Origin of the sequence: Diaphorobacter ruginosibacter (assembly GCF_040396215.1) — a bacterium.
Taxonomy (GTDB): Bacteria; Pseudomonadota; Gammaproteobacteria; order Burkholderiales; family Burkholderiaceae_C; genus Diaphorobacter_A; species Diaphorobacter_A ruginosibacter_A.
Genome location: NZ_JBEBOW010000057.1, coordinates 1 through 21502 on the forward strand (window position 1 = coordinate 1; position 21502 = coordinate 21502).

Below are 21502 nucleotides of genomic sequence, written 5' to 3' on the forward strand. Positions count from 1 at the left end.
GCCCAAGGGCGGTTCTCTCTTTGATGCGACCCGGCTGATCAGTACCTGTCGTTGCGATAGCCGCCGGTGCGATTGCCGCCAAAGCCGCCTTCACGGCGCTCGGGCGGGCGGGCCACGTTCACCTTGATGGCGCGGCCGTCCACCGATGCGCCATCCAGCGCGTTGATGGCGGCTTGGGCTTCGGCCTCCGTTTGCATTTCGACAAAGGCAAAGCCCTTGGAGCGGCCGCTTTCGCGGTCCATCACCAGCTTGGCGCTGGATACGGCACCGAATTCGCTGAAGGCTTGGGTCAGCGATTCGTTGGTTGTCGAGTAGGCGAGATTGCCGACGTATAGACGATTGTTCATTTCATTCCTGGTTGGGAAGGCGGGCCAGCATGGCTGGCCGCATGGGTTTCAAAAAAGGGAATCAGTGGCGCTTGCGAAATGGTGTTTTCGCGGGCGCGCCGGAACGTGTTTCGATATGGCGGAAGGTCACGCGGCCCTTGCTCAGGTCGTAGGGAGACATCTCCAGCGTGACCCGGTCTCCGGCCAGAATCCGGATGCGGAACTTGCGCATCTTTCCTCCGGTATAGGCCACGAGCTGGTGGCCGTTTTCAAGGGTGACGCGATAACGCGCATCAGGCAGAACTTCGTCTACCCGGCCTTGCATCTCAATCAATTCTTCTTTGGACAAAGTTCTCCTTGCTTGCGGCTGCGTGCCTGCATTGATTAATTAAGTCGGTTGGAAAGCACCATGTCTCTTCCTTCGCTCAGCGCATGCCGCCATGCCTGCGCTTGAGTGGGGAAACTGGCTACGAATCTGAAAATACGGTCGTACATACCGCGGCGGATGGAGACGGAGGCGGAAAACCGGCCTTGGCAAGTTGTTTTGACCAATGGCGTGACTATGTAGCTGCCGACTCGCTCGAAAGGGGTGTGTGACATGCGTCATGCTCTCCAGGGGAGAGTGCGGGGAGGGAAAGGGAGGCTTCCTCACGCAGGCCGATATGCCGGCATTCGGGAGGGAGACTGGGCGGGAGTCCGCACAATGGAACTCCGGGATGCTCGCCGCGAGACAAAAGGGTGACTCGAAGAGTCTCTTTTGGGAAGAGGTCGGGCCCGCCAGCCAAGGGGCCTGGTCGGGTCATACAGGCGCTAAGAAAGGCGAGTGAATGCCTAGCGCATGGGTTCATTCTATGCGCTTTCATGGTTTCATGCAGAATCGTTGAAAACGCCATTGCATTCGGGCGGGGCTCCCTGCCTTGCGTGCAGTTCAGCGGGGATATGAAATGATGCTTGCAAGATGCTCTTTCCTGCCGCGACAGGCAAGGTGACACAAGGCGCAAGAACGGGCTTGGATATGCTGTTCATTACACTGGAAAATAGATGTATGTTGTTGATTTTCAATGACAATCATTCTTTGACGGCTTGCCGGTCATGAAACAGCCCGAAACTGAAACTGTCAGCCTCCACCATTGGTTCGACACTCCGCCGGGACGGTATGTGCTGGAGTGGGAGCAGGAGCGCCATGACGAGCTCGTCGCCGACCTGTTCGGCTATCGCGCGCTGCAGTTGGGGGCGCCGCGGCTTGAGGGGCTGCGAGCCAATCGCATGCCTCACCGCTGGCTGGCGCTGGGACAGGCGCAGGCCATGATGCTGGAGAGCCAGTGCGACTCAGAGAACGTTCGCATGAATGGCGGAACGAATGGTGGAACGAATGGCGCCGACGGCCCGCGCACCGGGCCGCCCGTGGCGCTCCTGGCCGAGCCGGTGATGCTGCCGTTCGGAGAGGCGAGCCTGGATCTGGTCCTGATGCCGCATGCTCTGGAGGACAGTCCCGATCCGCACGCCGCGTTGCGCGAGGCCGGGCGGGTGCTGGTGCCGGAAGGGCGGGTGTTGATCAGCGGGTTCAATCCGTTCAGCCTGTGGGGCATGAATCACGCAAGGGCGCGCCTGAATCGCCGGCTGGGCCTGGGAGGACGGCTGTACCTGCCCGAGGCGGGGCAGCTCATCGCGCCCAACCGGCTGCGCGACTGGCTTCAATTGCTGGGGTTCCAGATCGAATCCATCAGTTTTGGCTGTTACCGGCCGGCGGTGCGAAGCCAGGGGTGGCTTGAAAAATATTCGGCCCTGGATGCGCTGGGCGCCCGCTGGTGGCCGATTCTGGGTGCGGCTTATGTGATAGTTGCGGTCAAGCGCGTTCAGGGCGTACGGCTGTTGGGGCCGTCCTGGCGCAAGGGCGCCGCGCAGAAGGCGCCGGCGCCATCTCCGGTGCCGGTGGCCAATACGCGGCCACATTTTCATCGGAAGTAGGTTTTTTGTGACACATGTAGTGATCTATACGGACGGGGCATGCAAGGGCAATCCGGGTCCGGGTGGTTGGGGGGCCGTGCTGAGCTCGGGGAAGTTGGAAAAGGAGTTGTTCGGGGGAGAGCTGGAAACCACCAATAACCGCATGGAGCTGCTGGCGGTGATCGAGGCGCTGACGGCGCTCAAGCGGCCCTGCGAAGTCACTCTGTATCTGGACAGCCAGTATGTGCGCAAGGGCATCACCGAATGGATTCACGGCTGGAAAAAGAAGAATTGGTGTACCGCGAGCGGCGGTCCGGTCAAGAATGTGGAGCTATGGCAGCGCCTCGATGAGCTGGCGGCCCATGCCGGCCACAAGATCGAATGGCGCTGGGTGAAGGGGCATGCGGGCGATCCGGGCAACGAGCGGGCGGACGCGCTGGCCAACAAGGGCGTGGAACTGGCCCTGGGGCGTGTCTGACGGGGGCCAGGCCTCCCGGGTTCGAGTCACCGGATGGCGGTCAACCCCGAGATAGTTTCGTGAATGGCCTGCGCGGACTGCGGCCTGACCAGCCGTGCCATTTCCTTGCCGTCGCGGAGAAACACCAGCGTGGGCCAGAGTTTCACTCCAAAACCGCGGCCCAGGCGCTGGCCGGGTCCATCCTCGACCTTGATGTGGGCAACGTCGGGCTGATCCTCGAGCGCCTGCTCGATCAGGGGCTGCGCGCGCTGGCAGTGTCCGCACCAGGGCGTGCCGAACTCCAGCACGGCGGCTCCGGGGAGCTGGTCGATGGATTCGCGCGTCGGCGGGACGCTGGCGTGGCGGCTGGTGTAGGGCATGTGCCGTCTCTCCTTTTTATTTTCGGGCGTGCTTTCAATATCCCGCATTGTGGGGCGTTGGCAGAGCCGGGCCAGGAGGCCGGGGGCGGCGCCTCGTGTCAGATCAGGCCGTCAAACATCATGACTTCGACGCGCTCGCCGGGCTGCACCGCGCCACGGTCGTGGGGCAGCACGATCAGGCCGTTGGCATGCACCATGGAGCTGAGCATGCCCGAGCCCTGGTTGCCCGTGGTGCGCACCTGCAGGCTGCCGTCTTGCGAGCGCGAGACCACGCCGCGCTGGAATTCCGTGCGGCCCGGGCGTTTGCGCAGCGGCTCCGTGCAAACGGCCTGCAGGCAGGGCGTTTCGGTGCGGCCGCAGCCCATCATCCGCAGCAGGGCGGGGCGCACGAACACCAGGAATGTGACCATGGCGGCCACGGGGTTGCCGGGGAGTCCGAACAGCGCGCAGCGTTCGGCGCCCGCGCCGCGCGCGAGCCAGCCCACCGCCATGGGGCGGCCGGGTCGCATGGCGATCCGCCAGAAGGCCACCTCGCCGAGCTGCTTCATCAGCGCCCTGGTGTGATCGGCGTCTCCGCCGCTGACGCCGCCGCTGGTGATGACGGCGTCGGCGCTGTCGGCGGCCCGGCGGAGCATGGCTTCGAGCTGCAGGGGCTCGTCCCGCACCGCACCGAGGTCGATCACCTGAACGCCGAGCCGGGCAAGAAGTCCGAACAGCGCGTAGCGGTTGCTGTCGTAGACCGCCCCTTCGCGCGGCGGCTCGCCGGGCTCGAGGATTTCATCGCCGGTCGAAAAATACGCGACACGCAAACGGCGGCTGACCTCGATCCGCGCAAGGCCCAGGCTCGCCAGGAGACCGAGCGCCGCCGGCGTGATCGGCTCGCCGCGGGCCAGGGCCACGCTGCCTTGCGTCAGGTCCTCGCCCCTGCTGCGGCGGTTGCCCCCCGCGCGGATGGCATCGGCGGGAATGACGATGCCGCCGTCGGCGGCGGTGCGTGTCAGCTCCTGGGGGACCACCGTGTCCAGTCCCGGGGGCATGACGGCGCCGGTCATGATGCGCACGCATTGGTGGGCAGCCACGCTGCCGGACCACGCATGTCCCGCCAGCGCGGTGGCGATGCATTCCAGTTGCAGCGGCTGGCCCGCGCGCAGGCTCTCGCCGTGGAAGGCATAGCCGTCCATGGCCGAGTTGTCATGTGGCGGCACGTTGACGGGCGAGATCACGTCCCTGGCCACGATACGCCCGAGCGCATCGAACAGCGCGACGGTCTCGGAGCCGGAGACCGGCGCGAGCATTTCGGCGAGGAAATCATGAACGGCATCGACGGGCATGTCGTTGCGGTCGTAGCCCGGAATGCTGTCGGCGATGGAGTTCAAAGAGGTCATGTGGCTGAGAGGTTCAGGTCGGGACAGCCGGGCAGCGGGCGGACCATCAGGAGGCGGTCGTGCCCCGCGCCGCCGGCCTTGATGGCGCGCGGCTCCCTGCCGTATATGAGAAAGCCCGCGTGCCGGTACAGGCCGATGGCCCGTTCGTTGCTGGCGGTGACGCTGAGTTGGAGCATTTCGAGCCCGACCATCCGTTGTGTGTGCGCAATGCAGGCTTCGAGCAATTGTCGCGCGATTCCTTGGCGTTCAAAATTGACATCAATCATGACGGCATGGATCTGGCCTATATGCCGCTTGAACAGCGCCTGCTCGCGCTCGAAGCCGAGGCTGCCCACGAGCCGGTGATTCGCGGCGAAAGCGCCCAGGTGGAACGGGCCCGAGCCAGGTTCCGAGAAGCGGGCCGCGTAGATCATCGCGGGGCGTGCGACCGCCGTGGCGTAGTCCGTCGAGAAGGCTTCGGGCGAACGCAGCAGCGACGCATCGCGCAGCGCCTTGTAGGCGGGCGCATCGGCGGCGCGAAGCACTTCGATGCGGATGGCGGATGAGGGCTGCTGCGTCATGGCCCCGCGTGATGCGCGCCGTGCGGCGGGGCGGCCAGGGCTTCGAGCAGGCGCAGATCCTGTGGTGTATTGGTGTTGGCGAATGCATTGGCGTCGTCGCCGGGCAGGTCGAACGTCACGATGCTGTGCGGCTGGCCGCGCAGCCAGTGCATGACGCGGTGCTCACCCGCGGCCAGGCAGGCGTCGAGGCTTGCTCGCAGGCTGCGATGCAGCAGGCAGAAAACAGGGTGCAGGCGTTGCTCTCCGCTGGCTGGATCGGGTGCGGCGGCGAAGGCGCACCGGCTCTTGTCGCGCATGATCGCCTGGCCCAGACGGCTCACCAGATCCGGCGGGAATCTGGGAGAGTCGCAGGGAACCGTGAGCAGCCATTGCGTGCGGATATGTTCGAGGCCGCTGAGCATGCCGGCGAGCGGGCCGGGGAAATCGGCAAGGGTGTCGCTCCACACAGGCACTCCGAACCGCGCATATTTGTCGAGATGGCGGTTGGCGCTGATGGCCAGTGGCCCCACCTGCGGGGCGAGCCGCTGGAGCGCCGCCTGTGCGAGCGGCTGGCCGAGAAATTTTTCCAACCCCTTGTCGGCGCCGCCAAAGCGTGTCGCCCTGCCGCCGGCGAGCACCAGTCCGGTGATGTCCCGGGAGTCGATCTCCCCTGTGCCGGATGAGGCGGGTGTGGCTGCGGAAATGGATGGAATGATGCGCTCCCGTGGCACCGCAAGAGCGCGGCTCGCAGGGGCGAGTTTAGCCGCCGATGTAGCTCATTTCCACGCGCCGCATGGGGTGGCCCGACGTATCGGGCGGCAATTCGCTGCGCAGTTCGGAATAACGGTCGGAGCGCCCGCCCCAGATCTGCGCGATGGCCGAGGCGATGTCCGCATCGCTTGCCTGGCCGCGCAGCAGGCTGCGCAGGTCGTACCCATGCTGGGCGAACAGGCACAGGTACAGCTGCCCCTCCGTCGAAAGGCGGGCGCGGTTGCAGTCCCCGCAGAACGCGTGGGTGACGCTGCTGATCACGCCGATTTCGCCCAGTGACGGGTCGTGCCTGCCGCCGGCATCGGCATATCCCCATCGCCTGGCCGTCTCGCCGGGCGAGCTGGCGCTGAGTTGCACGAGTGGAAATTCGCCCTGGAGCAGGCGGATGACGTCATCCGAGGGCATGACCTCGTCCATGCGCCAGCCGTTGGTCGATCCCACGTCCATGTATTCGATGAAGCGCAGGGTGATGCCCGTTCCCCGGAAATGACGGGCCATCGGCACGATCTCGTGGTCGTTGGTGCCGCGCTTGACGACCATGTTCACCTTGATGTGCTCGAGCCCCGCCTTGTGCGCCGCCTCGATGCCGGCGAGCACTGCGGCGACGGGGAAATCCATGTCGTTCATGCCGCGGAAGATCGCATCATCCAGGCTGTCGAGGCTCACGGTGACGCGGGAAAGCCCCGCATCGCGCAACGCCTGGGCCTTGCGCGCCAGCAGCGAGCCGTTGGTGGTGAGCGTGAGGTCGGGCACCTTGCCGTCGAGCGTGCGCAGCGCGGCCAGTTGCGAGACGAGCTGCTCGATGTTCTTGCGCAGCAGCGGCTCGCCGCCGGTCAGGCGAATCTTGCGGACACCCAGCGCAAGGAACTGGCGCGCGAGCCTGGAGATTTCCTCGAAGCTCAACAGCGCGCTGTGGGGAAGGTATGGATAGTCCTTGTTGAACACATCCTTGGGCATGCAGTAGGAGCAGCGGAAATTGCACCGGTCTGTCACGCTGATGCGCAGATCCCGCAATTCGCGGCCCAGCGTGTCCCGCACATGGCCGCGGCTCGCCGCCGCGCCCTGGGGGACGATGGCGGGCAGGGCGCCCGAGCGCTGCTCAACGATGGGAATGATGCGTTCTGCCATGGATATCAGGGAGGGGTTTCTACAGCTGCCTTTGTGCGAAAGCCTTGAAGCTCTTCAATTTTTGGAGTGACCGCTGACGATATCGCGCAACTATTAGTAACGGTCAGAAATTTCTGAAAAAGCCGGGACTGGAAATGAGCCCGTGCGCAAAATCCGTCATATGAATGATTTTGATACAAATCTGGCCGAGACAGTTCCATGTCTGCGTGGCCGCAGGGCTGCCGTGCGCCTGCTGGTCGCGGCCATTTGCGCGCCCGCCACCGTAACCCTGACGGCCCAGGAGCGCATGGCGATCGCCACGGCCATCAACCGCACGGCGAAGTTCCGCGCTTTGTCGCAGCGCATGGCCAAGGCATATGGGCAACTATATCTGAAGATGTTGCCCGAACAGACCCGCAAGGTCTTGCAGCAGACGGTGCAACAGGTGCAGTCGGGCCTGGCCGAGCTGGAGCGTCAGAATTGGCCCGGAGCGGTCGCGCGCCACATCGCTGACGTGCACGCCAGTGCGACGAAGCTCATCACCATGGCGGCCTTGCCCGCCGACAGGGATGGCTTTCTGGCCGTCTCCAGGCAATCCGATGAGATGCTCAAGCTGGCGAACACGGCCACGGAAGCCTTCGAAAAACTCACCCAGTCCTCCACCGCTCAACTGGTGAACGTGGCGGGCCGCCAGCGCATGCTGTCCCAGCGTGTCGCCAAGAACTACACCTTGCTCGCGGCCGGCTTCGACTTGCGGGAAGCGCGCGACCAGATGGCCGGTGATCTGGACTTGTTCCAGGCCTCGCTCGGGCAACTGGCGGAAGCTGCCGTGAACACGGCGGCCATCCGCTCGGCGCTGGAGATGGGGCAGGCTCAGTTCGTCTTTTTCGACGCGGCCGTCAAGCGCCAGCCGGATGCGCGCGGGCTCAAGGATGTGGCGACGACCAGCGAACGGCTGCTGGAATTGATGGACGAGCTGGCGCAGTTGTACGAGACGGCGCTGCAGTCGGTGATCGGTTGATCACTTCGTCAAGGCCTCGGCTCCTCGCCCGTAGAACTGAGGGAAGAATTCCTTGACCCCCGGCCCGTTGAAGTCCCAGCCGGTACATTGATTGAGGTGGCGCGGCGGCTCGCCTTCGTCGCCGCTGAATGCGGCGGGCATGCTCTGGAAGGCGGCGGTGGCCAGGTTGAACAGCAGTTCACGGACGTGCGTGCAGCCCGCGACGCCGCCGAGGTTGGCCTGTATCGCCTTGCGCCAGCCGCGCGACATGCTGCAGCCGACCATGGATTGGATGGATGCCAGCGCCTCGGGGCAGCCGCCCAGGGGGTGCGCGTCCATCGCGGCCTCGATGGCTTGCACGACCAGCTCCCGGTTGACCGTCACGCGCAGCCACATGTGGTGAATGGGCTCGCCAGCACGGCGGATGATGCGGGGATCGCGTATGAAAGGCGTGTCCTCGGCTTTGCTGTCGTGAAGCTCGCCCTCTATGTCCCAGAGTCCATCCTCGCGCTCGTAACCGTGGTAGGTGACGCGGCGGATATGTCGGGCGGTGCGGGCAACGGGTGGGGACAAAGGCATTTTTATTTTGAACGGGCGGAATTTCTTGAATGAAAGGCGCTGCGGCACTGTGGCGGCTCTGTTGGAGACTGGCCATCACGGCAGTGGGTATTGAGCAGGCGCAAAACTTGCTGCATTGTGCGGGAGGCGCAAAAAAATTGCTGTCGCCAAGGTTCTGCATGTCCCGGGAACGCCCGCGCATTCCCGGGGCTCGTCTTCCTGTCATTTCAGTGCGAAAGCTGCATGCAAGGAGCTTGGTCTTAGAATGAACGGTTTCCCGCCTGGCGCGAGCCGCGCGGCAAAATGCCAATTCATCCATTCACTCGAAATTGTTGAGATCATGTCCCTGAACAACGTCCCCGCTGGCAAGAACCTGCCTGAAGCCTTCAACGTCGTGATCGAGATCCCGATGGAATCCGATCCGATCAAGTACGAAGTGGACAAGGAAACCGGCGCGATTTTCGTGGACCGCTTCATGACGACTTCCATGTTCTATCCCGCCAACTACGGCTACGTGCCGCAAACGCTGTCGGGCGACGGCGATCCGGTGGACGTGCTGGTCGTCACGCCCTATAAGCTGCCGCCGGGCGTGGTGGTTCCCTGCCGCGCGCTGGGCATCCTGAAGATGGAAGATGAAGCCGGCGTGGACGGCAAGGTGCTGGCGGTTCCCACGGCCAAGATCCTCAAGCAGTACGCCAATATCAAGACCCTGGGCGATCTGCCCGACATCAAGCTGAAGGCCATCGAGCACTTCTTTGCCCACTACAAGGATCTGGAAGAGGGCAAGTGGGTCAAGGTGCTGGGCTGGGGCGGCATGGACGAGGCGCACAAGGAATTGACCGACGGCGCGGCCAACTACGAAAAGTCCGGGAAGGCCTGATCGTCCGCGATGGGTCTGAACGGGCTGGGTGGGTCTGGATGGCCCATTTCCAACCCCCAGCCTCCCAATCCGCGAAAAGCCCGCTTGCCATGCGCGAGCGGGCTTTTTTCATGCGGGCCGGGCATGATGCCCCGCGGGGTGAGCCAGGCGATGGGCCGGCGCTGGGGGTAACATCCGGCTGCCGCCAGGCTTTCCCGCCCGATTGATCAGGACCCTGCCCATGTCGCCCTTTGCTTCCTCGCGCACCCCGTCATCGCGCCGCGCCGCGCCAGCGCCGGCCGCGCCCATGTCCAAGTACCTGACGTTTCGCCTGGGAGAGGAGGTGTATGGCATCGACATTCTCTGCGTGCAGGAAATCCGCTCCTATGAAGCGCCGACCCGCTTGGCGCATGCGCCGGAGTTCATCAGGGGCGTGATCCACCTGCGGGGAGCGATCGTGCCGGTCATCGATCTGCGCATGAAGCTGCGCTGCGCGCGCGCGGACTGCGGCGAGTTCACGGTGGTGATCGTGCTGAAGGTCGAGGGCATGTTGCTGGGGGCGGTGGTGGATGCCGTGGCCGACGTGGTTGCGCTGGCCGATGATGCGATCAAGCCCGCGCCGCGTTTTCAGGGCGCCGTGGATACCGCGTTCATACGCGGCATTGCGCCAGCGGAGGCGGGCATGCTGATCGTGGTGGATATCGCATCCTTGCTCAGCCCGTCGGAGATAGGGCTGCTGCAGCAACTGGAGCAGGAGCCGCCTCAGGAAGCTGCCGGGCCTCGCTGACGTTCCGGGACGGCCCTCACGGGCCGGTGCGCCTGAACGGGCTGCGGTCGTGCAGCTCATTCAGGTACTGCCCGATTCCTCTGCCCTCGCGTTCCAGAAAATGTTCCACGGCCTGGGCGAAGCCGGGGTGCGCCAGCCAGTGCGCGCTGCTGGTCTGTACCGGCAATAATGCGCGGGCCATCTTGTGCTGCCCCTGGGCGCCGCCTTCGAAACGCTCCACGCCGTTGGCGATGCACCAGATCAGCGGCTGGTAGTAGCAGGCCTCGAAATGCAGGCAGTCGACCCGCTCCAGCGCTCCCCAATACCGGCCATAGGCGACCGGGGCAAGGGTTGTTGCGCCGGAGTCCCGGGCCGCGCGGCGCGCAAGCAGGCTGCAGGCGATGGGCGCGCCGCCGCGTTCGGCGATGAAGATCACCCAGTTATCGGGCATGTCCTGCTGCATGCGCAGGAAGAAGTCGCGCGAGAGATAGGGCGCGTTGCCGTGTTCGAGATAGGTGCGCTCGTAGCAGGCGTAGAAGAAATCCCAGTCGCCGGACGTGATCTGCGTGCCTTCGCGGACGCGAAAACTCACCCCGGCCTCCGCCACGCGGCGGCGCTCCTGGCGGATTTTCTTGCGCTTTTCCTGGTTCAGCGATGCGAGGAATTCCTCGAAATCCGCAAAGGGCTGCTGCGTGCGAGGGTGGCGGTTGCGCCAGTGAAACTGCACCGTATGGCGCAGCAGCCATCCCGCGTCGTGCGCGGCGCGCAGGTCGTCCTCGTCGGCGAACAGCATGTGCAGCGAGGACAGGCCCGCATCCTTTGCCCAGTCCGTGATCGCGTGCAGAAGCATTGCGCGTGCGCTCGCATCACGCGCCAGCAGCCGCGCGCCGGGGACGGGGGTGAACGGAACGGCGAGCACGCCCTTGGGGTAATACGGCAACCCGTGACGCTGGTAGGCATCGGCCCAGGCCCAGTCGAATACGTATTCACCATAGGAGTGCGATTTGAGGTAGAGCACGCATGCGGCGTCCCAGGTCGCGGGCAGGCTGGCGCCGGACTCGCGCCGCAGCGTGAAATACAGCGGCGTCCAGCCGGTGTCCGGGCTTGCACATCCACTTTCCTCCAGGGCGGACAGATAGGCGTGCGTCAGAAAGGGCGTGGGGTTGGATTGCGCGCCGTGCAGGGCGTCCCACTGCGCGGGATCGATTTCGCGCGCGCTGGCGAAAAGCTCCAGCACATGGCCGGATGGGGGTGCGCCATGGGCGCGAGTCATTGTCGGCGGGCGGTGGTCTTGCACGGGAATTCGCGGGAGCTGGGGCGGATGATGCTGACGACGGAATCATGACGCAAATTCCGTATCCGCGTGCCCCGCGGCTCAGAAGCCGGACAAGAGGGAAATGGCTGGGCTGCACAAAAATGAGGCTATCCTGAAAAGGCTTTCATATTCAATGGGTTGCGCTTCGCATACAGAAATGCCCTCCAGCTATCCACAGCGCTGTCCAGGCTTTGTGGGGAAAACTCCGCGCAAGGCTTTTGGGCGCCGGGCCCGCGCCGGTGAAAGTGCGATGACATAATCAACGCAGTCATATTCCCTCTCGCCATGTCATTTGCCATTTGCATTGCCCAGCAGAATTTTGTCGTGGGCGACATCCAGGGCAACGCCCGGAAAATCATCGAATCCGCGCGCATCGCCCATGCCGAGGGCGCTCGCCTGCTGTTGACGCCGGAACTCGCGCTGGCCGCCTATGCCGCCGAAGACCTGTTTCTCAGGCCTTCGTTTCTCGCGGCCTGCGAGGCGGCTCTCCATCAGATCGCCGAGGCGAGCGCCGGGCTGCCCGGGCTGGCGCTGGTGGTCGGTCATCCGCAAGGCATTGCCCATGAGCCCGGCGGCCGTTGCCATAACGCGGCCAGCATCATTCGCGGCGGCCGTATCGAGCAGACCTATGCGAAGCAGCGTCTGCCCAATTACGAGGTGTTCGACGAGCAGCGCTATTTCATCGCGGGGCAGGGCGACTGTGTGTTCGAGGTGGACGGTGTGCGCATCGGCCTGCTGATCTGCGAGGACGCCTGGCATGCGGAGCCTGCCGCGGCGGCGGCCCGGGCCGGCGCGCAGATGATCGTGTGCATCAACGCCTCGCCGTTCCATGTGGGCAAGAGCGCCGAGCGCGAAGCGCAGATGCGCGCGCGCGTGAGCGAAACCGGCTTGCCGCTGGTCTATGCGCATCTGGTGGGCGGGCAGGACGAGGTGGTGTTCGAGGGCGCTTCGTTCGCGTTGAACGCGGATGGCGCGACGGCCATGCGCGCGCCGTCGTTCGAGGAGATTCTTGCGCGGGTCGACGTGACCGCCGGGAACGGCTCGCTCGTATTGTCCGGGGCCGTGTCTGGCGAGCCGGGCTGGGAGTCGCAGATGTGGGCCGCGCTGGTGACCGGAGTGCGCGACTATGTGGGCAAGAACGGTTTCCCGGGCGTCCTGCTGGGCCTGTCGGGGGGCATCGATTCGGCGCTGGTGCTGGCGATTGCCGTGGATGCGCTGGGCGCGGACAGATGCCGCACGGTGATGATGCCGTCGCCCTATACGGCGGACATCAGCTGGATCGACGCGCGCGACATGGCGTCGCGGCTGAACGTGCGGTACGAGGAAATCGCGATCGCGCCCCAGTTCGAGGCCTTCAAGGCGGCGCTGGCAGAGGATTTTGCCGGCCTGCCGGAAGATACGGCCGAGGAGAACCTGCAGGCGCGCATCCGTGGCACGCTGTTGATGGCGCTGTCCAACAAGTTCGGCTCGGTGGTGCTCACCACGGGCAACAAGAGCGAGATGGCCACCGGCTACTGCACGCTCTACGGCGACATGGCGGGCGGTTTCGCCGTCATCAAGGATGTGCTCAAGACCCGCGTGTTCGCGCTGGCGCGCTGGCGCAATGAAAACGATCCCTATGGCCGTGGCTCCAACCCCATACCGGAGCGGATCATCACGCGCCCGCCCAGCGCCGAGCTGCGGCCCGACCAGAAGGACCAGGACAGCCTGCCGCCGTACGAGATCCTGGATGCCATCGTGGAGCGCTATATGGAGCGCGACGAGCCGATTGACTCCATTGTCTCTGCGGGTTTTGCGCAGGCCGATGTCGATCGGGTCACGCGACTCATTAAGATCAACGAATATAAACGTCGACAGGCACCGGTGGGCGTGCGCGTGACGCGGCGCAGTTTCGGCAAGGACTGGCGCTATCCCATTACCAATCAATTCAGGGCGTGAGTGAGACACCGGGCCGGCCGCTGGGGCGGTGGCCGGTGTTCCATGCCCTGTCAGCTTTCGAAAACATCAGGAGTTCCCGCCATGAAAATGATCACCGCCGTCATCAAGCCATTCAAGCTCGAAGAAGTCCGCGAGGCGTTGGCGGAGTGCGGCGTGACCGGCTTGACCGTTACCGAAGTCAAGGGCTTTGGCCGCCAGAAGGGCCACACGGAACTGTATCGCGGTGCTGAATACGTCGTTGATTTCCTGCCCAAGGTGAAGATCGAAGTCGTCGTGCGCGGCGAGGACGTGGACCGCTGCGTCGATGCCATCGTCAATGCGGCGCGCACCGGCAAGATCGGCGACGGCAAGATTTTCGTGACCGAAGTCGAGCGGGTGATCCGCATCCGCACCGGCGACCTGGACGACGCCGCGGTTTGAGCGCGGCCAGGAGCTGGGGCTAGATCACTTCCCGCAGCGGAATCTGCGACATGTTGTTGCCCGCCTCCTGCACCAGCTTGCGCAGCAGGGCGTCCTTGTCGCTGCTGAACGTGATCAGGTCCATCTGCCATTCACCCATGAGCCCCGAGCTCACGCTGGTGTTCAGGAAGTGGATCAACCCGTCGTAATAACCGTCCACGTTCAGCAGGCCCAGCGGCTTGTCGTGATAGCCGAGCTGGCGCCAGGTCCAGATCTCGAACAGTTCCTCGAACGTGCCTATGCCGCCGGGCAGGGCGACGAAGGCATCGCTGCGCTCGGCCATCATGGCCTTGCGTTCGTGCATGTTGTCCACGATGTGCAGTTCGTCACAGGCGTGATTGGCCAGTTCCTTGTCCACCAGCGCCTTGGGAATCACGCCGACGACGCGCCCGCCCGCCAAGCGCGTGGCTTCGGCCACCGTGCCCATCAGGCCGCCGCGCCCGCCGCCGTAGACCAACTGGCCGCCACGCTCGCCGATCCACTGGCCGACCTCTTGCGCGGCCTGGGCGAAGGCGGGATTCTCGCCGGGGCGGGAGCCCAGGTACACGCAGATCGAGAAGGCCGGGTGTGTTTGTGCAGTGGTTGGGGTTGGTGAAGACATCAGTTCAGCCTTTGGTACAGGGCCGCGGCCCAGACAGCGCCGCAAAGCAGCAGGGACAGGAGCACGGCTGCGCTCCCCATGTCCTTGGCGCGCTTGGATAGTTCGTGAAGTTCGGGGCCGATGCGGTCGATGGCCGCTTCAATGCCCGAGTTGAGCAGCTCGACGATCAGCACCAGCATGACGGTTGCCGCCAGCATGGCGGTTTCCAGCCAGTTCGAGCCTACCCAGAACGCCAGCGGAATAAGCACCGCGGCAAGGCAGGTTTCCAGCCGGAACGCTTTTTCATTCCAGCCCGCGCCCAGTCCCTGCAGGGAATAGCCGAACGCATGCGCGAGGCGGTTCAGGCCGGTGCGCATCTTGTGCGGGTGGGGTGCTGGGGTGCTGGAGTCGGCGGGTTCCATGAGCGGAAGAAAACGGCTTGAGGGGCGTGGTCTGTGGGCGGATGGGCCTGTGGGTGATGATAGGGCCTGAAGGCCGTCCCAGGCCCGGCGCGCGGCATTTGGGCCGCTGTTTATTTCCTGCGCTTGCGGGCGAGCGGCTGCGAATGGACGAGGCGCGTGCCGGCCATCGCGTCATGCCAGAATTGCCCATCGGGGTGGAAACGGCTCAATATGGCCCAGATGGCGATCCACCCAGCGAGAAGGACGACGGATTCGCCGCCGCTCAGATGAAAAGCCCAGCTCACGGCGAGCGGCGGAAGAAACCACATCCACGACAGCACGTACCGAAGCAGCGCGCGCGACTGGGAGATGGCGCGGCCTTGCCGGTCCACCACGCGGATATTCCATGTCTTCATGGCGAGCGTCTGGCCCTTGGCCCAGAACCAGACGAAATAAATGCCGAAAACCATGAACAGGAACGCCTGCAGGCCATGGCGGTTGTCGAGCGCGTTGCGGGTCTGCGTGAGCGAGCTGTAGAGATAGCCCGCGATGAAGACCACGCCGAACATCAAAATACCTTCGTACAGCCAGCACGCCATGCGGCGCTTGAGCGGCGGCGTCCTGCCTTCGGCGTTCGAGGAGGCTGCCGCCCCTGGGGCGGTTGCGGAATTACCGGAGGTTGACGGTGCATTCATGCGGACAAGGGGGCCATGAGGACTTATTGGGGGGAGTTCACCGACGTGATGTCGCGCAGGTCCACGGGTTCTTCCGGCTCGGCCGCGGATGCCGGGTTGAGCGGCGGCAACGGCACGGCTTCGGCGGATGCGCCCTGCACGGGTGCGGTTTCCACCATCGGCGGGGCTGCTGGAGCGGCTGGAACCTGTGCCGGCGGGTACATGTGCGGCACATGGTAGTCCGTCAGGGGCGGGATCTTGGGCGGGTTGGGTTGACTTGGCGCAACCGTGGTGACTGCAGGAATACGCACCAGCTTTTTGGGAGACACTGGCTTGAGCGATACGGCCGCGCCCAGCGGCTTGCGCACGGCCCTGGCTGCGAGCCGCTTCTTCTCTTCGTCGCTCAATGCCTGGTAGGCCTCCCATTGCGCGCGCTTGTCGTCCGGGGAGAGGGTGCTGGTCGCCGCATAGTTCAACCGTGCCTGGCTGCGCTGCTGCGCGCTCAGGCTGGCCCATTCGGTCATGCGGCTGAGCATCTTTGCCTGCTCTTCCTCGCTCATCGACTGGAAGTTGGATGCCAGATTGATCCAGTGCCGTTTCTGTCCTTCACTCAACTGCTCCCATCGATTGGCGAGCGGCGACAGCGCGTCTCTTTGCGTGCTGGTGAGTTCTCCCCAGGCGGGGCCTCCCAGATTGACGCTTGGAGTAATCTTGGGCGACATTGCTCCGGGGCGCACATTGGTGCGCGAGCCGGGCAGCGCCTCGACGGGAACGGGGATGGTGGGCGCGATTTCGAGATAGGCGACGCTTTTCCAGGCGCCGAATGCCAGGCACGCCAGAACCAACAGACCCCCGATGAAGGGGGCTGCGGTGGTGGGGGATGAGCGGGAGGATTCTTCTGGCGCCAATCTCTGCATGCAAATCGGTGGTCAGCCGACTGTATTTCTAAAGTTTGTGTTGGGATGTCTTCAGGAACTGCTGAAAACCTGGGTCAGTATAGGCCTCGGGAGGCAGGTCGTCAGTGAGAAGCGCCGCATCGACCTCGGCAATTTCATTCGCACCGGCTTCATTTTGATTGACGCCAATCATGATAAGGCCTACCAGAAGAGCGGCCACGGGCACCGCGGATACCAGGGCGCGCCACCAGTTTCCCCCTTCGCTGCCCCAGCCGCCGCCCATGGCGGCTGTATGGCCTCCATGAAGAATGACGGGTTCAGCCACGACAGGGCGGGATGCGACCGCGGCGCGCTTGCGCTTGGCCAGGGCCTGCATGCGCCCCGCGCGCAACCGTTCCGTGATGTCGTATGGAAGCTCGCCGGCGCCCTGGTCGAGCCGGGCGACCACCCGACGAGCAAAACGGTCTGCGGCTGGGTTTGTCGAGTTGTCTGAGATATGGTTGTTCATAGCTCGATTCCTTTAGCCTTCAGTGCCTTGCTGAGTGTCTGTATTGCCCGAAAGCAATGTGTCTTTACGCTGCCTTCCGAGCAGCCCATCGCGGCTGCGGTTTCTGCAACATCCATTTCCTCCCAGTAACGCATGAGGAAGGCTTCGCGTTGACGCGCGGGAAGTTCCTGGATTTCGGTTTCGATTTGTCCCAGCACCTGTTTGCGGCGGACCAGGTCCTCGGAACTTTGCGTGTCGTCGCGGCCGTTTCCCTCTGAAGAATACATTTCCAGCAGGTCGAAATCGCCTGATTCGTCGTGCGAGCTCTCGAAATCGCTCAAGCTTGTAAACAAAGCGTTACGAGTTTTCTGGCGCCGGAACCAGTCCAGGGTGCTGTTGGACAGAATGCGCTGGAAGAGCATGGGGAATTCGTTGGCGGGCTTGTCTCCGTAGTGCTCCGCCAGCTTGATCATGCTGTCCTGCACGATGTCCAGCGCGGCATCCTCGTCGCGTACGTGATACACCGTGCGCTTGAAGGCACGCTTATCGACGCTCTTGAGGAAATCTGACAGTTCTTGTTCGGAGGCCAAGTGAAAAACTGTCCCTGGAAGGGACTGGCTGAGCCCGGCGGTCGCCGCTGGCGCATGGTTGCGAATCCTGCAATTATGACATCAGAGAATTTTTTTGAGCGCAGCCGGGTGCGGACGCCCGCAAAGTGCAATAATGTGCACTGCAGCAAATAACGCAAACGGGTCTCGGTTCGGCGAAAACCATCTCGCTCATGACCGAAGCCTCAAGTTCCAAGGCGGCTTCACAAGAGCTCGACCGAGGGGCACCCAAGGTTTTTCGTTAGAGAAATTCACAAAGGTTGATCGATCATGGAAATCTCCAAAGCCGAAATCTCATCGGCCGCCGCGGCAGCAACCGGCGCATCCGGCTCCCAGGAACTGATGGGCGCCGAAATTCTCATCAAATCCCTGCAGGCTGAAAACGTCCAGTACATCTGGGGTTATCCCGGCGGCGCGGTCCTCTATATCTACGACGCCCTGTACAAGCAGGACACCATGCAGCACGTGCTGGTGCGCCACGAACAGGCCGCCGTGCACGCCGCCGACGGCTATGCCCGCGCCACGGGTGACGTGGGCGTCGCCCTGGTGACGTCGGGCCCCGGCCTCACGAATGCCGTCACGGGCATTGCGACGGCGTTCATGGATTCGATCCCGATGGTGATCATCTCCGGGCAGGTGCCCACGCCCGCGATCGGCCTGGATGCGTTCCAGGAGTGCGACACCGTCGGCATCACGCGCCCCATCGTCAAGCACAACTTCCTGGTCAAGGACGTGCGCGACATCGCCTCGACCATGAAGAAGGCATTCCACATCGCACGCACCGGTCGCCCGGGCCCCGTGGTGGTGGATATCCCGAAGGACGTTTCCTTCAAGAAAGCCCTTTACTCAGGCTATCCGCAGACCGTGGAAATGCGCTCGTACAACCCCGTGAAGAAGGGGCACGGCGGACAGATCCGCAAGGCGCTGCAGCTTCTGCTGACGGCCAAGCGCCCCTACATCTACACCGGCGGCGGCGTGCTTCTGGGCAACGCCTGCAACGAACTGCGCACGCTGGTGGACATGCTGGGCTACCCGGTCACGAACACGCTGATGGGACTGGGCGCGTATCCTGCATCCGATCCCAAGTTCCTGGGCATGCTCGGCATGCACGGCACCATCGAAGCCAACAACGCCATGCAGAACTGCGACGTGCTGCTGGCAGTCGGCGCGCGCTTCGATGACCGCGTGATCGGCAATCCCAAGCACTTCGCCTCGGTGGACCGCAAGATCATCCACATCGACATCGATCCTTCCAGCATCTCCAAGCGCGTGAAGGTGGACGTGCCCATCGTGGGCGATGTGAAGGACGTGCTGACCGAGCTGATCAACATGATCCGCGAGACGCCCACCCGTGCCGAGGCCGGCGCGCTGGCGCAGTGGTGGAAGCAGATCGAGGTATGGCGCGGGCGCGACTGCCTCGCATACGACCGCGAGAATACCAGCGTGATCAAGCCGCAGTATGTGGTGGACACGCTCTGGAACATGACCAAGGATGCCGATACCTACATCACATCCGACGTGGGCCAGCACCAGATGTGGGCAGCGCAATATTACCGTTTCGACGAGCCGCGCCGCTGGATCAATTCCGGCGGTCTCGGCACGATGGGCGTGGGCATTCCGTATGCCATGGGCATCAAGCTCGCCAAGCCCCAGTCCGAAGTGTTCTGCATCACCGGCGAAGGCTCCGTGCAGATGAACATCCAGGAGCTGGCGACCTGCCTGCAGTACAACACGCCGATCAAGATCTGCGCGCTGAACAACCGCTACCTCGGCATGGTGCGGCAGTGGCAGGAGATCGAGTACTCGGGCCGCTACAGCCACAGCTACATGGATTCGCTGCCCAATTTCGTGAAGCTGGCGGAAGCCTATGGCCACGTCGGCATGCTCATCGAGCGCCCGCAGGACGTCGAGCCCGCGCTGCGCGAGGCCCGCAAGCTCAAGGACCGGACGGTGTTCATGGACTTCCGCACGGATCCCACCGAAAACGTGTTCCCGATGGTCCAGGCTGGCAAGGGCATCACCGAGATGCTGCTCGGGTCGGAAGATCTGTAAGACACGGCCGGTCCCGTTTTCCTCTCCCGGAAAATCCGCCTACCGTAAATCCTGAAATTCCGGGGTTGGGGTTCTCCCGCTCCGGGCCATCCCGGCCATTCGACGAGAATGGCTCCCTTTTGACGAATCTATTGTCTGCCGAGCCCGATGCTTACCGGCATCGGGGGAGGGCAGCGAAAAGAGGACTCTTTCATCATGAAACACATCATTGCCGTCCTGCTGGAAAACGAACCTGGCGCCCTGTCCCGCGTGGTGGGCCTGTTTTCCGCCCGTGGCTACAACATCGAATCGCTGACGGTCGCTCCGACGGAGGACGCGTCGCTGTCGCGGATGACCATCCAGACGCACGGCTCGGAAGACGTGATCGAGCAGATCACCAAGCACCTGAACCGCCTGATCGAAGTCGTGAAGGTGGTCGACCTCACCGAAGGCGCCTATACCGAGCGCGAGCTCATGATGGTGAAGGTGCGTGCCGTCGGCAAGGAGCGCGAGGAAATGAAGCGCATGACCGATATCTTCCGCGGCCGCATCATCGACGTGACCGACAAGAGCTACACCGTGGAGCTGACGGGCGACCAGAGCAAGAACGACGCGTTCCTGCAGGCCATCGACCGCTCGGCGATTCTTGAAACAGTGCGCACCGGCGCCAGCGGCATTGGCCGGGGCGAGCGCATTCTGCGCGTTTGAGAGGCTCTCGCGCCAGCGAGCCGTCCGAGGTAGCTCTACGGCTTCGAGGCGCGCCTGCCTGCAACGCGATCCATCTTCCTGATTTTTCCTTTTTCACCCACCCTAGACCCAAACCCCGGAGCCGAAATGAAAGTTTTCTACGACAAAGACTGTGACCTGAGCCTCATCAAAGGCAAGACCGTCGCCATCATTGGCTATGGCAGCCAAGGCCATGCCCACGCCCAGAACCTGAACGACAGCGGCGTGAAGGTCGTGGTCGGCCTGCGCAAGGGCGGCGCATCCTGGGACAAGGTCGGCAAGGCCGGTCTCAACGTCCTGGAAGTGAACGATGCGGTCAAGTCCGCCGACGTGGTGATGATCCTGTTGCCCGACGAGCAGATCGCCGAGGTCTACAAGAACAACGTCGAGCCCAACATCAAGCAAGGCGCTTCGCTGGCCTTTGCCCACGGCTTCAACGTGCACTACAACCAGGTCGTGCCGCGCGCCGACCTGGACGTGTGGATGGTCGCCCCCAAGGCTCCCGGCCACACCGTGCGCTCCACCTACACCCAGGGCGGCGGCGTTCCCCACCTGGTTGCCGTGCATCAGGACAAGAGCGGCAAGGCCCGCGACCTGGCCCTGTCGTACGCCATGGCCAACGGCGGCGGCAAGGCCGGCATCATCGAGACCAACTTCAAGGAAGAAACCGAGACCGACCTGTTCGGCGAGCAGGCTGTTCTGTGCGGCGGCGCGGTCGAGCTGATCAAGATGGGTTACGAAACCCTGGTCGAAGCCGGCTACGCTCCTGAAATGGCGTACTTCGAATGCCTGCACGAACTCAAGCTGATCGTCGACCTGATCTATGAAGGCGGCATCGCCAACATGAACTACTCGATCTCCAACAACGCCGAGTACGGCGAGTACGTGACAGGCCCGCGCGTGGTCAACGAGACTTCCCGCGAAGCCATGCGCCAGTGCCTGAAGGACATCCAGAACGGCGACTACGCCAAGAGCTTCATCCAGGAAGGGCGCCTGAACTATCCTTCGATGACCGCGCGCCGCCGCAACACGGCCGACCACAGCATCGAAATCGTGGGCGGCAAGCTGCGCGCGATGATGCCCTGGATCGCCAAGAACAAGCTGGTGGATCAGACTCGCAACTAAGAGCTGCTAACACGACCCAGCAAACCGAAGGTTTGCGATCGAGACGAGGCGCGAAGCCGCAGGCAGTACAAGCGTACGACAAGGCGAAGCAACGACGTATCGAGGGTTGTGTTTGCGGCTCTAAGAACGTGTTCACGATCTCCTCGCGCCGCGACAGCGGCTTTGCG

Annotated in this window: 25 protein-coding genes; 10 read left to right on the forward strand and 15 right to left on the reverse strand. The window is 63.7% G+C overall.

All coding sequences use genetic code 11. The annotated features are described in order from the left end of the window. Positions 1 to 38 precede the first annotated feature (38 nt). Together rbp and infA are read right to left on the reverse strand one after the other, a co-directional pair. Complete coding sequence (rbp, locus tag ABWP92_RS08995; protein WP_353235037.1) at positions 39 to 347, reverse strand: RNA-binding regulator; 309 nt, start codon at positions 345 to 347, stop codon at positions 39 to 41. 61 nt (positions 348 to 408) lie between these two features. Further along, positions 409 to 675 (reverse strand): translation initiation factor IF-1, encoded by a 267-nt coding sequence (gene infA, locus ABWP92_RS09000; protein WP_353235038.1) that lies wholly within the window; start codon positions 673 to 675, stop codon positions 409 to 411. A 743-nt stretch (positions 676 to 1418) separates the two neighbouring features. Between infA and ABWP92_RS09005 the strand changes: the two genes are divergently transcribed. Together ABWP92_RS09005 and rnhA are read left to right on the forward strand one after the other, a co-directional pair. Further along, the gene (locus tag ABWP92_RS09005; RefSeq protein WP_353235039.1) at positions 1419 to 2294 is read left to right on the forward strand and encodes a class I SAM-dependent methyltransferase; all 876 of its coding nucleotides are present in this window, start codon (positions 1419 to 1421) and stop codon (positions 2292 to 2294) included. 7 nt (positions 2295 to 2301) lie between these two features. Next, a complete protein-coding gene (rnhA, locus tag ABWP92_RS09010; protein WP_353235040.1) occupies positions 2302 to 2751 on the forward strand; it encodes a ribonuclease HI in 450 nt (149 codons plus the stop codon). A 26-nt stretch (positions 2752 to 2777) separates the two neighbouring features. Here the strand turns inward: rnhA and ABWP92_RS09015 are convergent, their stop codons facing one another. The 5 genes from ABWP92_RS09015 to moaA all read right to left on the reverse strand — a co-directional run bounded on the left by ABWP92_RS09015 (position 2778) and on the right by moaA (position 6933). After that, positions 2778 to 3110: a thioredoxin family protein gene (locus tag ABWP92_RS09015; protein ID WP_353235041.1), complete on the reverse strand. Its 333-nt coding sequence runs from the start codon at positions 3108 to 3110 to the stop codon at positions 2778 to 2780. A 98-nt stretch (positions 3111 to 3208) separates the two neighbouring features. Continuing rightward, positions 3209 to 4495: a molybdopterin molybdotransferase MoeA gene (gene moeA, locus ABWP92_RS09020; protein ID WP_353235042.1), complete on the reverse strand. Its 1287-nt coding sequence runs from the start codon at positions 4493 to 4495 to the stop codon at positions 3209 to 3211. Beyond that, on the reverse strand, positions 4492 to 5055 hold the full coding sequence (locus tag ABWP92_RS09025) for a GNAT family N-acetyltransferase (RefSeq protein ID WP_353235043.1): 564 nt from the start codon (positions 5053 to 5055) through the stop codon (positions 4492 to 4494). The genes moeA and ABWP92_RS09025 overlap by 4 nt, the downstream gene beginning before the upstream one ends. Continuing rightward, entirely contained in the window at positions 5052 to 5765 is a 714-nt protein-coding gene (mobA, locus tag ABWP92_RS09030; protein ID WP_353235044.1) for a molybdenum cofactor guanylyltransferase MobA, read from the reverse strand. Before mobA ends, ABWP92_RS09025 begins: the two co-directional genes overlap by 4 nt. A 28-nt stretch (positions 5766 to 5793) precedes the next feature. Then, positions 5794 to 6933: a GTP 3',8-cyclase MoaA gene (moaA, locus tag ABWP92_RS09035; protein ID WP_353235045.1), complete on the reverse strand. Its 1140-nt coding sequence runs from the start codon at positions 6931 to 6933 to the stop codon at positions 5794 to 5796. A gap of 160 nt (positions 6934 to 7093) precedes the next feature. Here moaA and ABWP92_RS09040 point away from each other — a divergent pair, with 160 nt between their 5' ends. After that, the gene (locus tag ABWP92_RS09040) at positions 7094 to 7933 is read left to right on the forward strand and encodes a type IV pili methyl-accepting chemotaxis transducer N-terminal domain-containing protein (RefSeq protein WP_353235046.1); all 840 of its coding nucleotides are present in this window, start codon (positions 7094 to 7096) and stop codon (positions 7931 to 7933) included. Here ABWP92_RS09040 and ABWP92_RS09045 read toward each other — a convergent pair whose 3' ends face one another. Then, the gene (locus ABWP92_RS09045; protein ID WP_353235047.1) at positions 7934 to 8491 is read right to left on the reverse strand and encodes a DUF2889 domain-containing protein; all 558 of its coding nucleotides are present in this window, start codon (positions 8489 to 8491) and stop codon (positions 7934 to 7936) included. Positions 8492 to 8810: 319 nt separating this feature from the next. On the opposite strand from ABWP92_RS09045, the gene ppa reads away from it, so the two are divergent. Both ppa and ABWP92_RS09055 read left to right on the forward strand, forming a co-directional pair. Then, positions 8811 to 9350 carry an inorganic diphosphatase gene (gene ppa / locus ABWP92_RS09050; RefSeq protein WP_353235048.1) on the forward strand — a complete coding sequence of 180 codons (540 nt, stop codon included), beginning with the start codon at positions 8811 to 8813 and terminating at the stop codon, positions 9348 to 9350. Positions 9351 to 9570: 220 nt separating this feature from the next. Beyond that, positions 9571 to 10116, forward strand: a complete 546-nt coding sequence (locus tag ABWP92_RS09055; protein ID WP_502907495.1) for a chemotaxis protein CheW — start codon at positions 9571 to 9573, stop codon at positions 10114 to 10116. A gap of 16 nt (positions 10117 to 10132) precedes the next feature. Here ABWP92_RS09055 and ABWP92_RS09060 read toward each other — a convergent pair whose 3' ends face one another. Further along, positions 10133 to 11368, reverse strand: a complete 1236-nt coding sequence (locus ABWP92_RS09060) for a GNAT family N-acetyltransferase (protein ID WP_353235049.1) — start codon at positions 11366 to 11368, stop codon at positions 10133 to 10135. Positions 11369 to 11695: 327 nt separating this feature from the next. On the opposite strand from ABWP92_RS09060, the gene ABWP92_RS09065 reads away from it, so the two are divergent. Beyond that, positions 11696 to 13348: an NAD+ synthase gene (locus ABWP92_RS09065; protein WP_353235050.1), complete on the forward strand. Its 1653-nt coding sequence runs from the start codon at positions 11696 to 11698 to the stop codon at positions 13346 to 13348. 81 nt (positions 13349 to 13429) lie between these two features. Then, positions 13430 to 13768, forward strand: a complete 339-nt coding sequence (locus ABWP92_RS09070) for a P-II family nitrogen regulator (protein WP_353235051.1) — start codon at positions 13430 to 13432, stop codon at positions 13766 to 13768. A gap of 19 nt (positions 13769 to 13787) precedes the next feature. Here ABWP92_RS09070 and ABWP92_RS09075 read toward each other — a convergent pair whose 3' ends face one another. The 6 genes from ABWP92_RS09075 to ABWP92_RS09100 form a co-directional block, all read right to left on the reverse strand. Next, positions 13788 to 14408, reverse strand: coding sequence for an LOG family protein (locus ABWP92_RS09075; protein WP_353235052.1), 621 nt, complete (start codon positions 14406 to 14408; stop codon positions 13788 to 13790). Continuing rightward, positions 14408 to 14809, reverse strand: a complete 402-nt coding sequence (locus ABWP92_RS09080) for a diacylglycerol kinase (RefSeq protein ID WP_353235053.1) — start codon at positions 14807 to 14809, stop codon at positions 14408 to 14410. Before ABWP92_RS09080 ends, ABWP92_RS09075 begins: the two co-directional genes overlap by 1 nt. Before the next feature lie 110 nt (positions 14810 to 14919). Continuing rightward, complete coding sequence (locus tag ABWP92_RS09085; RefSeq protein ID WP_353235054.1) at positions 14920 to 15483, reverse strand: RDD family protein; 564 nt, start codon at positions 15481 to 15483, stop codon at positions 14920 to 14922. Positions 15484 to 15506: 23 nt separating this feature from the next. After that, complete coding sequence (locus ABWP92_RS09090; RefSeq protein ID WP_353235055.1) at positions 15507 to 16379, reverse strand: DUF3106 domain-containing protein; 873 nt, start codon at positions 16377 to 16379, stop codon at positions 15507 to 15509. Between the two features lie 28 nt (positions 16380 to 16407). Continuing rightward, a complete protein-coding gene (locus tag ABWP92_RS09095; protein ID WP_353235056.1) occupies positions 16408 to 16866 on the reverse strand; it encodes a DUF3619 family protein in 459 nt (152 codons plus the stop codon). Next, a complete protein-coding gene (locus tag ABWP92_RS09100; RefSeq protein ID WP_353235057.1) occupies positions 16863 to 17435 on the reverse strand; it encodes an RNA polymerase sigma factor in 573 nt (190 codons plus the stop codon). The genes ABWP92_RS09095 and ABWP92_RS09100 overlap by 4 nt, the downstream gene beginning before the upstream one ends. Positions 17436 to 17723: 288 nt before the next feature. Between ABWP92_RS09100 and ABWP92_RS09105 the strand changes: the two genes are divergently transcribed. The 3 genes from ABWP92_RS09105 (at position 17724) to ilvC (ending at position 21335) form a co-directional block, all read left to right on the forward strand. Next, on the forward strand, positions 17724 to 19505 hold the full coding sequence (locus ABWP92_RS09105; RefSeq protein ID WP_353235058.1) for an acetolactate synthase 3 catalytic subunit: 1782 nt from the start codon (positions 17724 to 17726) through the stop codon (positions 19503 to 19505). A 195-nt stretch (positions 19506 to 19700) separates the two neighbouring features. Then, positions 19701 to 20192: an acetolactate synthase small subunit gene (gene ilvN, locus ABWP92_RS09110; RefSeq protein ID WP_353235059.1), complete on the forward strand. Its 492-nt coding sequence runs from the start codon at positions 19701 to 19703 to the stop codon at positions 20190 to 20192. A 126-nt stretch (positions 20193 to 20318) separates the two neighbouring features. Continuing rightward, the gene (ilvC, locus tag ABWP92_RS09115; RefSeq protein ID WP_353235060.1) at positions 20319 to 21335 is read left to right on the forward strand and encodes a ketol-acid reductoisomerase; all 1017 of its coding nucleotides are present in this window, start codon (positions 20319 to 20321) and stop codon (positions 21333 to 21335) included. The last annotated feature ends 167 nt before the right edge of the window (positions 21336 to 21502 follow it).

Excerpts from the sequence above, each read along its gene's own strand:
- ABWP92_RS09045 (WP_353235047.1), bottom strand. The coding sequence starts at position 8,491 with ATGCCTTTGTCCCCACCCGTTGCCCGCACCGCCCGACATATCCGCCGC.
- ABWP92_RS09080 (WP_353235053.1), bottom strand. The coding sequence starts at position 14,809 with ATGGAACCCGCCGACTCCAGCACCCCAGCACCCCACCCGCACAAGATG.
- ABWP92_RS09060 (WP_353235049.1), bottom strand. The coding sequence starts at position 11,368 with ATGACTCGCGCCCATGGCGCACCCCCATCCGGCCATGTGCTGGAGCTT.
- moeA (WP_353235042.1), bottom strand. The coding sequence starts at position 4,495 with ATGACCTCTTTGAACTCCATCGCCGACAGCATTCCGGGCTACGACCGC.
- ilvN (WP_353235059.1), top strand. The coding sequence starts at position 19,701 with ATGAAACACATCATTGCCGTCCTGCTGGAAAACGAACCTGGCGCCCTG.
- ABWP92_RS09075 (WP_353235052.1), bottom strand. The coding sequence starts at position 14,408 with ATGTCTTCACCAACCCCAACCACTGCACAAACACACCCGGCCTTCTCG.
- moaA (WP_353235045.1), bottom strand. The coding sequence starts at position 6,933 with ATGGCAGAACGCATCATTCCCATCGTTGAGCAGCGCTCGGGCGCCCTG.
- ABWP92_RS09090 (WP_353235055.1), bottom strand. The coding sequence starts at position 16,379 with ATGCAGAGATTGGCGCCAGAAGAATCCTCCCGCTCATCCCCCACCACC.
- rbp (WP_353235037.1), bottom strand. The coding sequence starts at position 347 with ATGAACAATCGTCTATACGTCGGCAATCTCGCCTACTCGACAACCAAC.
- ABWP92_RS09015 (WP_353235041.1), bottom strand. The coding sequence starts at position 3,110 with ATGCCCTACACCAGCCGCCACGCCAGCGTCCCGCCGACGCGCGAATCC.
- ABWP92_RS09025 (WP_353235043.1), bottom strand. The coding sequence starts at position 5,055 with ATGACGCAGCAGCCCTCATCCGCCATCCGCATCGAAGTGCTTCGCGCC.
- ABWP92_RS09070 (WP_353235051.1), top strand. The coding sequence starts at position 13,430 with ATGAAAATGATCACCGCCGTCATCAAGCCATTCAAGCTCGAAGAAGTC.
- ABWP92_RS09065 (WP_353235050.1), top strand. The coding sequence starts at position 11,696 with ATGTCATTTGCCATTTGCATTGCCCAGCAGAATTTTGTCGTGGGCGAC.
- ABWP92_RS09040 (WP_353235046.1), top strand. The coding sequence starts at position 7,094 with ATGAATGATTTTGATACAAATCTGGCCGAGACAGTTCCATGTCTGCGT.
- ABWP92_RS09105 (WP_353235058.1), top strand. The coding sequence starts at position 17,724 with ATGGAAATCTCCAAAGCCGAAATCTCATCGGCCGCCGCGGCAGCAACC.
- ABWP92_RS09095 (WP_353235056.1), bottom strand. The coding sequence starts at position 16,866 with ATGAACAACCATATCTCAGACAACTCGACAAACCCAGCCGCAGACCGT.
- ABWP92_RS09085 (WP_353235054.1), bottom strand. The coding sequence starts at position 15,483 with ATGAATGCACCGTCAACCTCCGGTAATTCCGCAACCGCCCCAGGGGCG.
- ppa (WP_353235048.1), top strand. The coding sequence starts at position 8,811 with ATGTCCCTGAACAACGTCCCCGCTGGCAAGAACCTGCCTGAAGCCTTC.
- ABWP92_RS09005 (WP_353235039.1), top strand. The coding sequence starts at position 1,419 with ATGAAACAGCCCGAAACTGAAACTGTCAGCCTCCACCATTGGTTCGAC.
- ilvC (WP_353235060.1), top strand. The coding sequence starts at position 20,319 with ATGAAAGTTTTCTACGACAAAGACTGTGACCTGAGCCTCATCAAAGGC.
- ABWP92_RS09055 (WP_502907495.1), top strand. The coding sequence starts at position 9,571 with ATGTCGCCCTTTGCTTCCTCGCGCACCCCGTCATCGCGCCGCGCCGCG.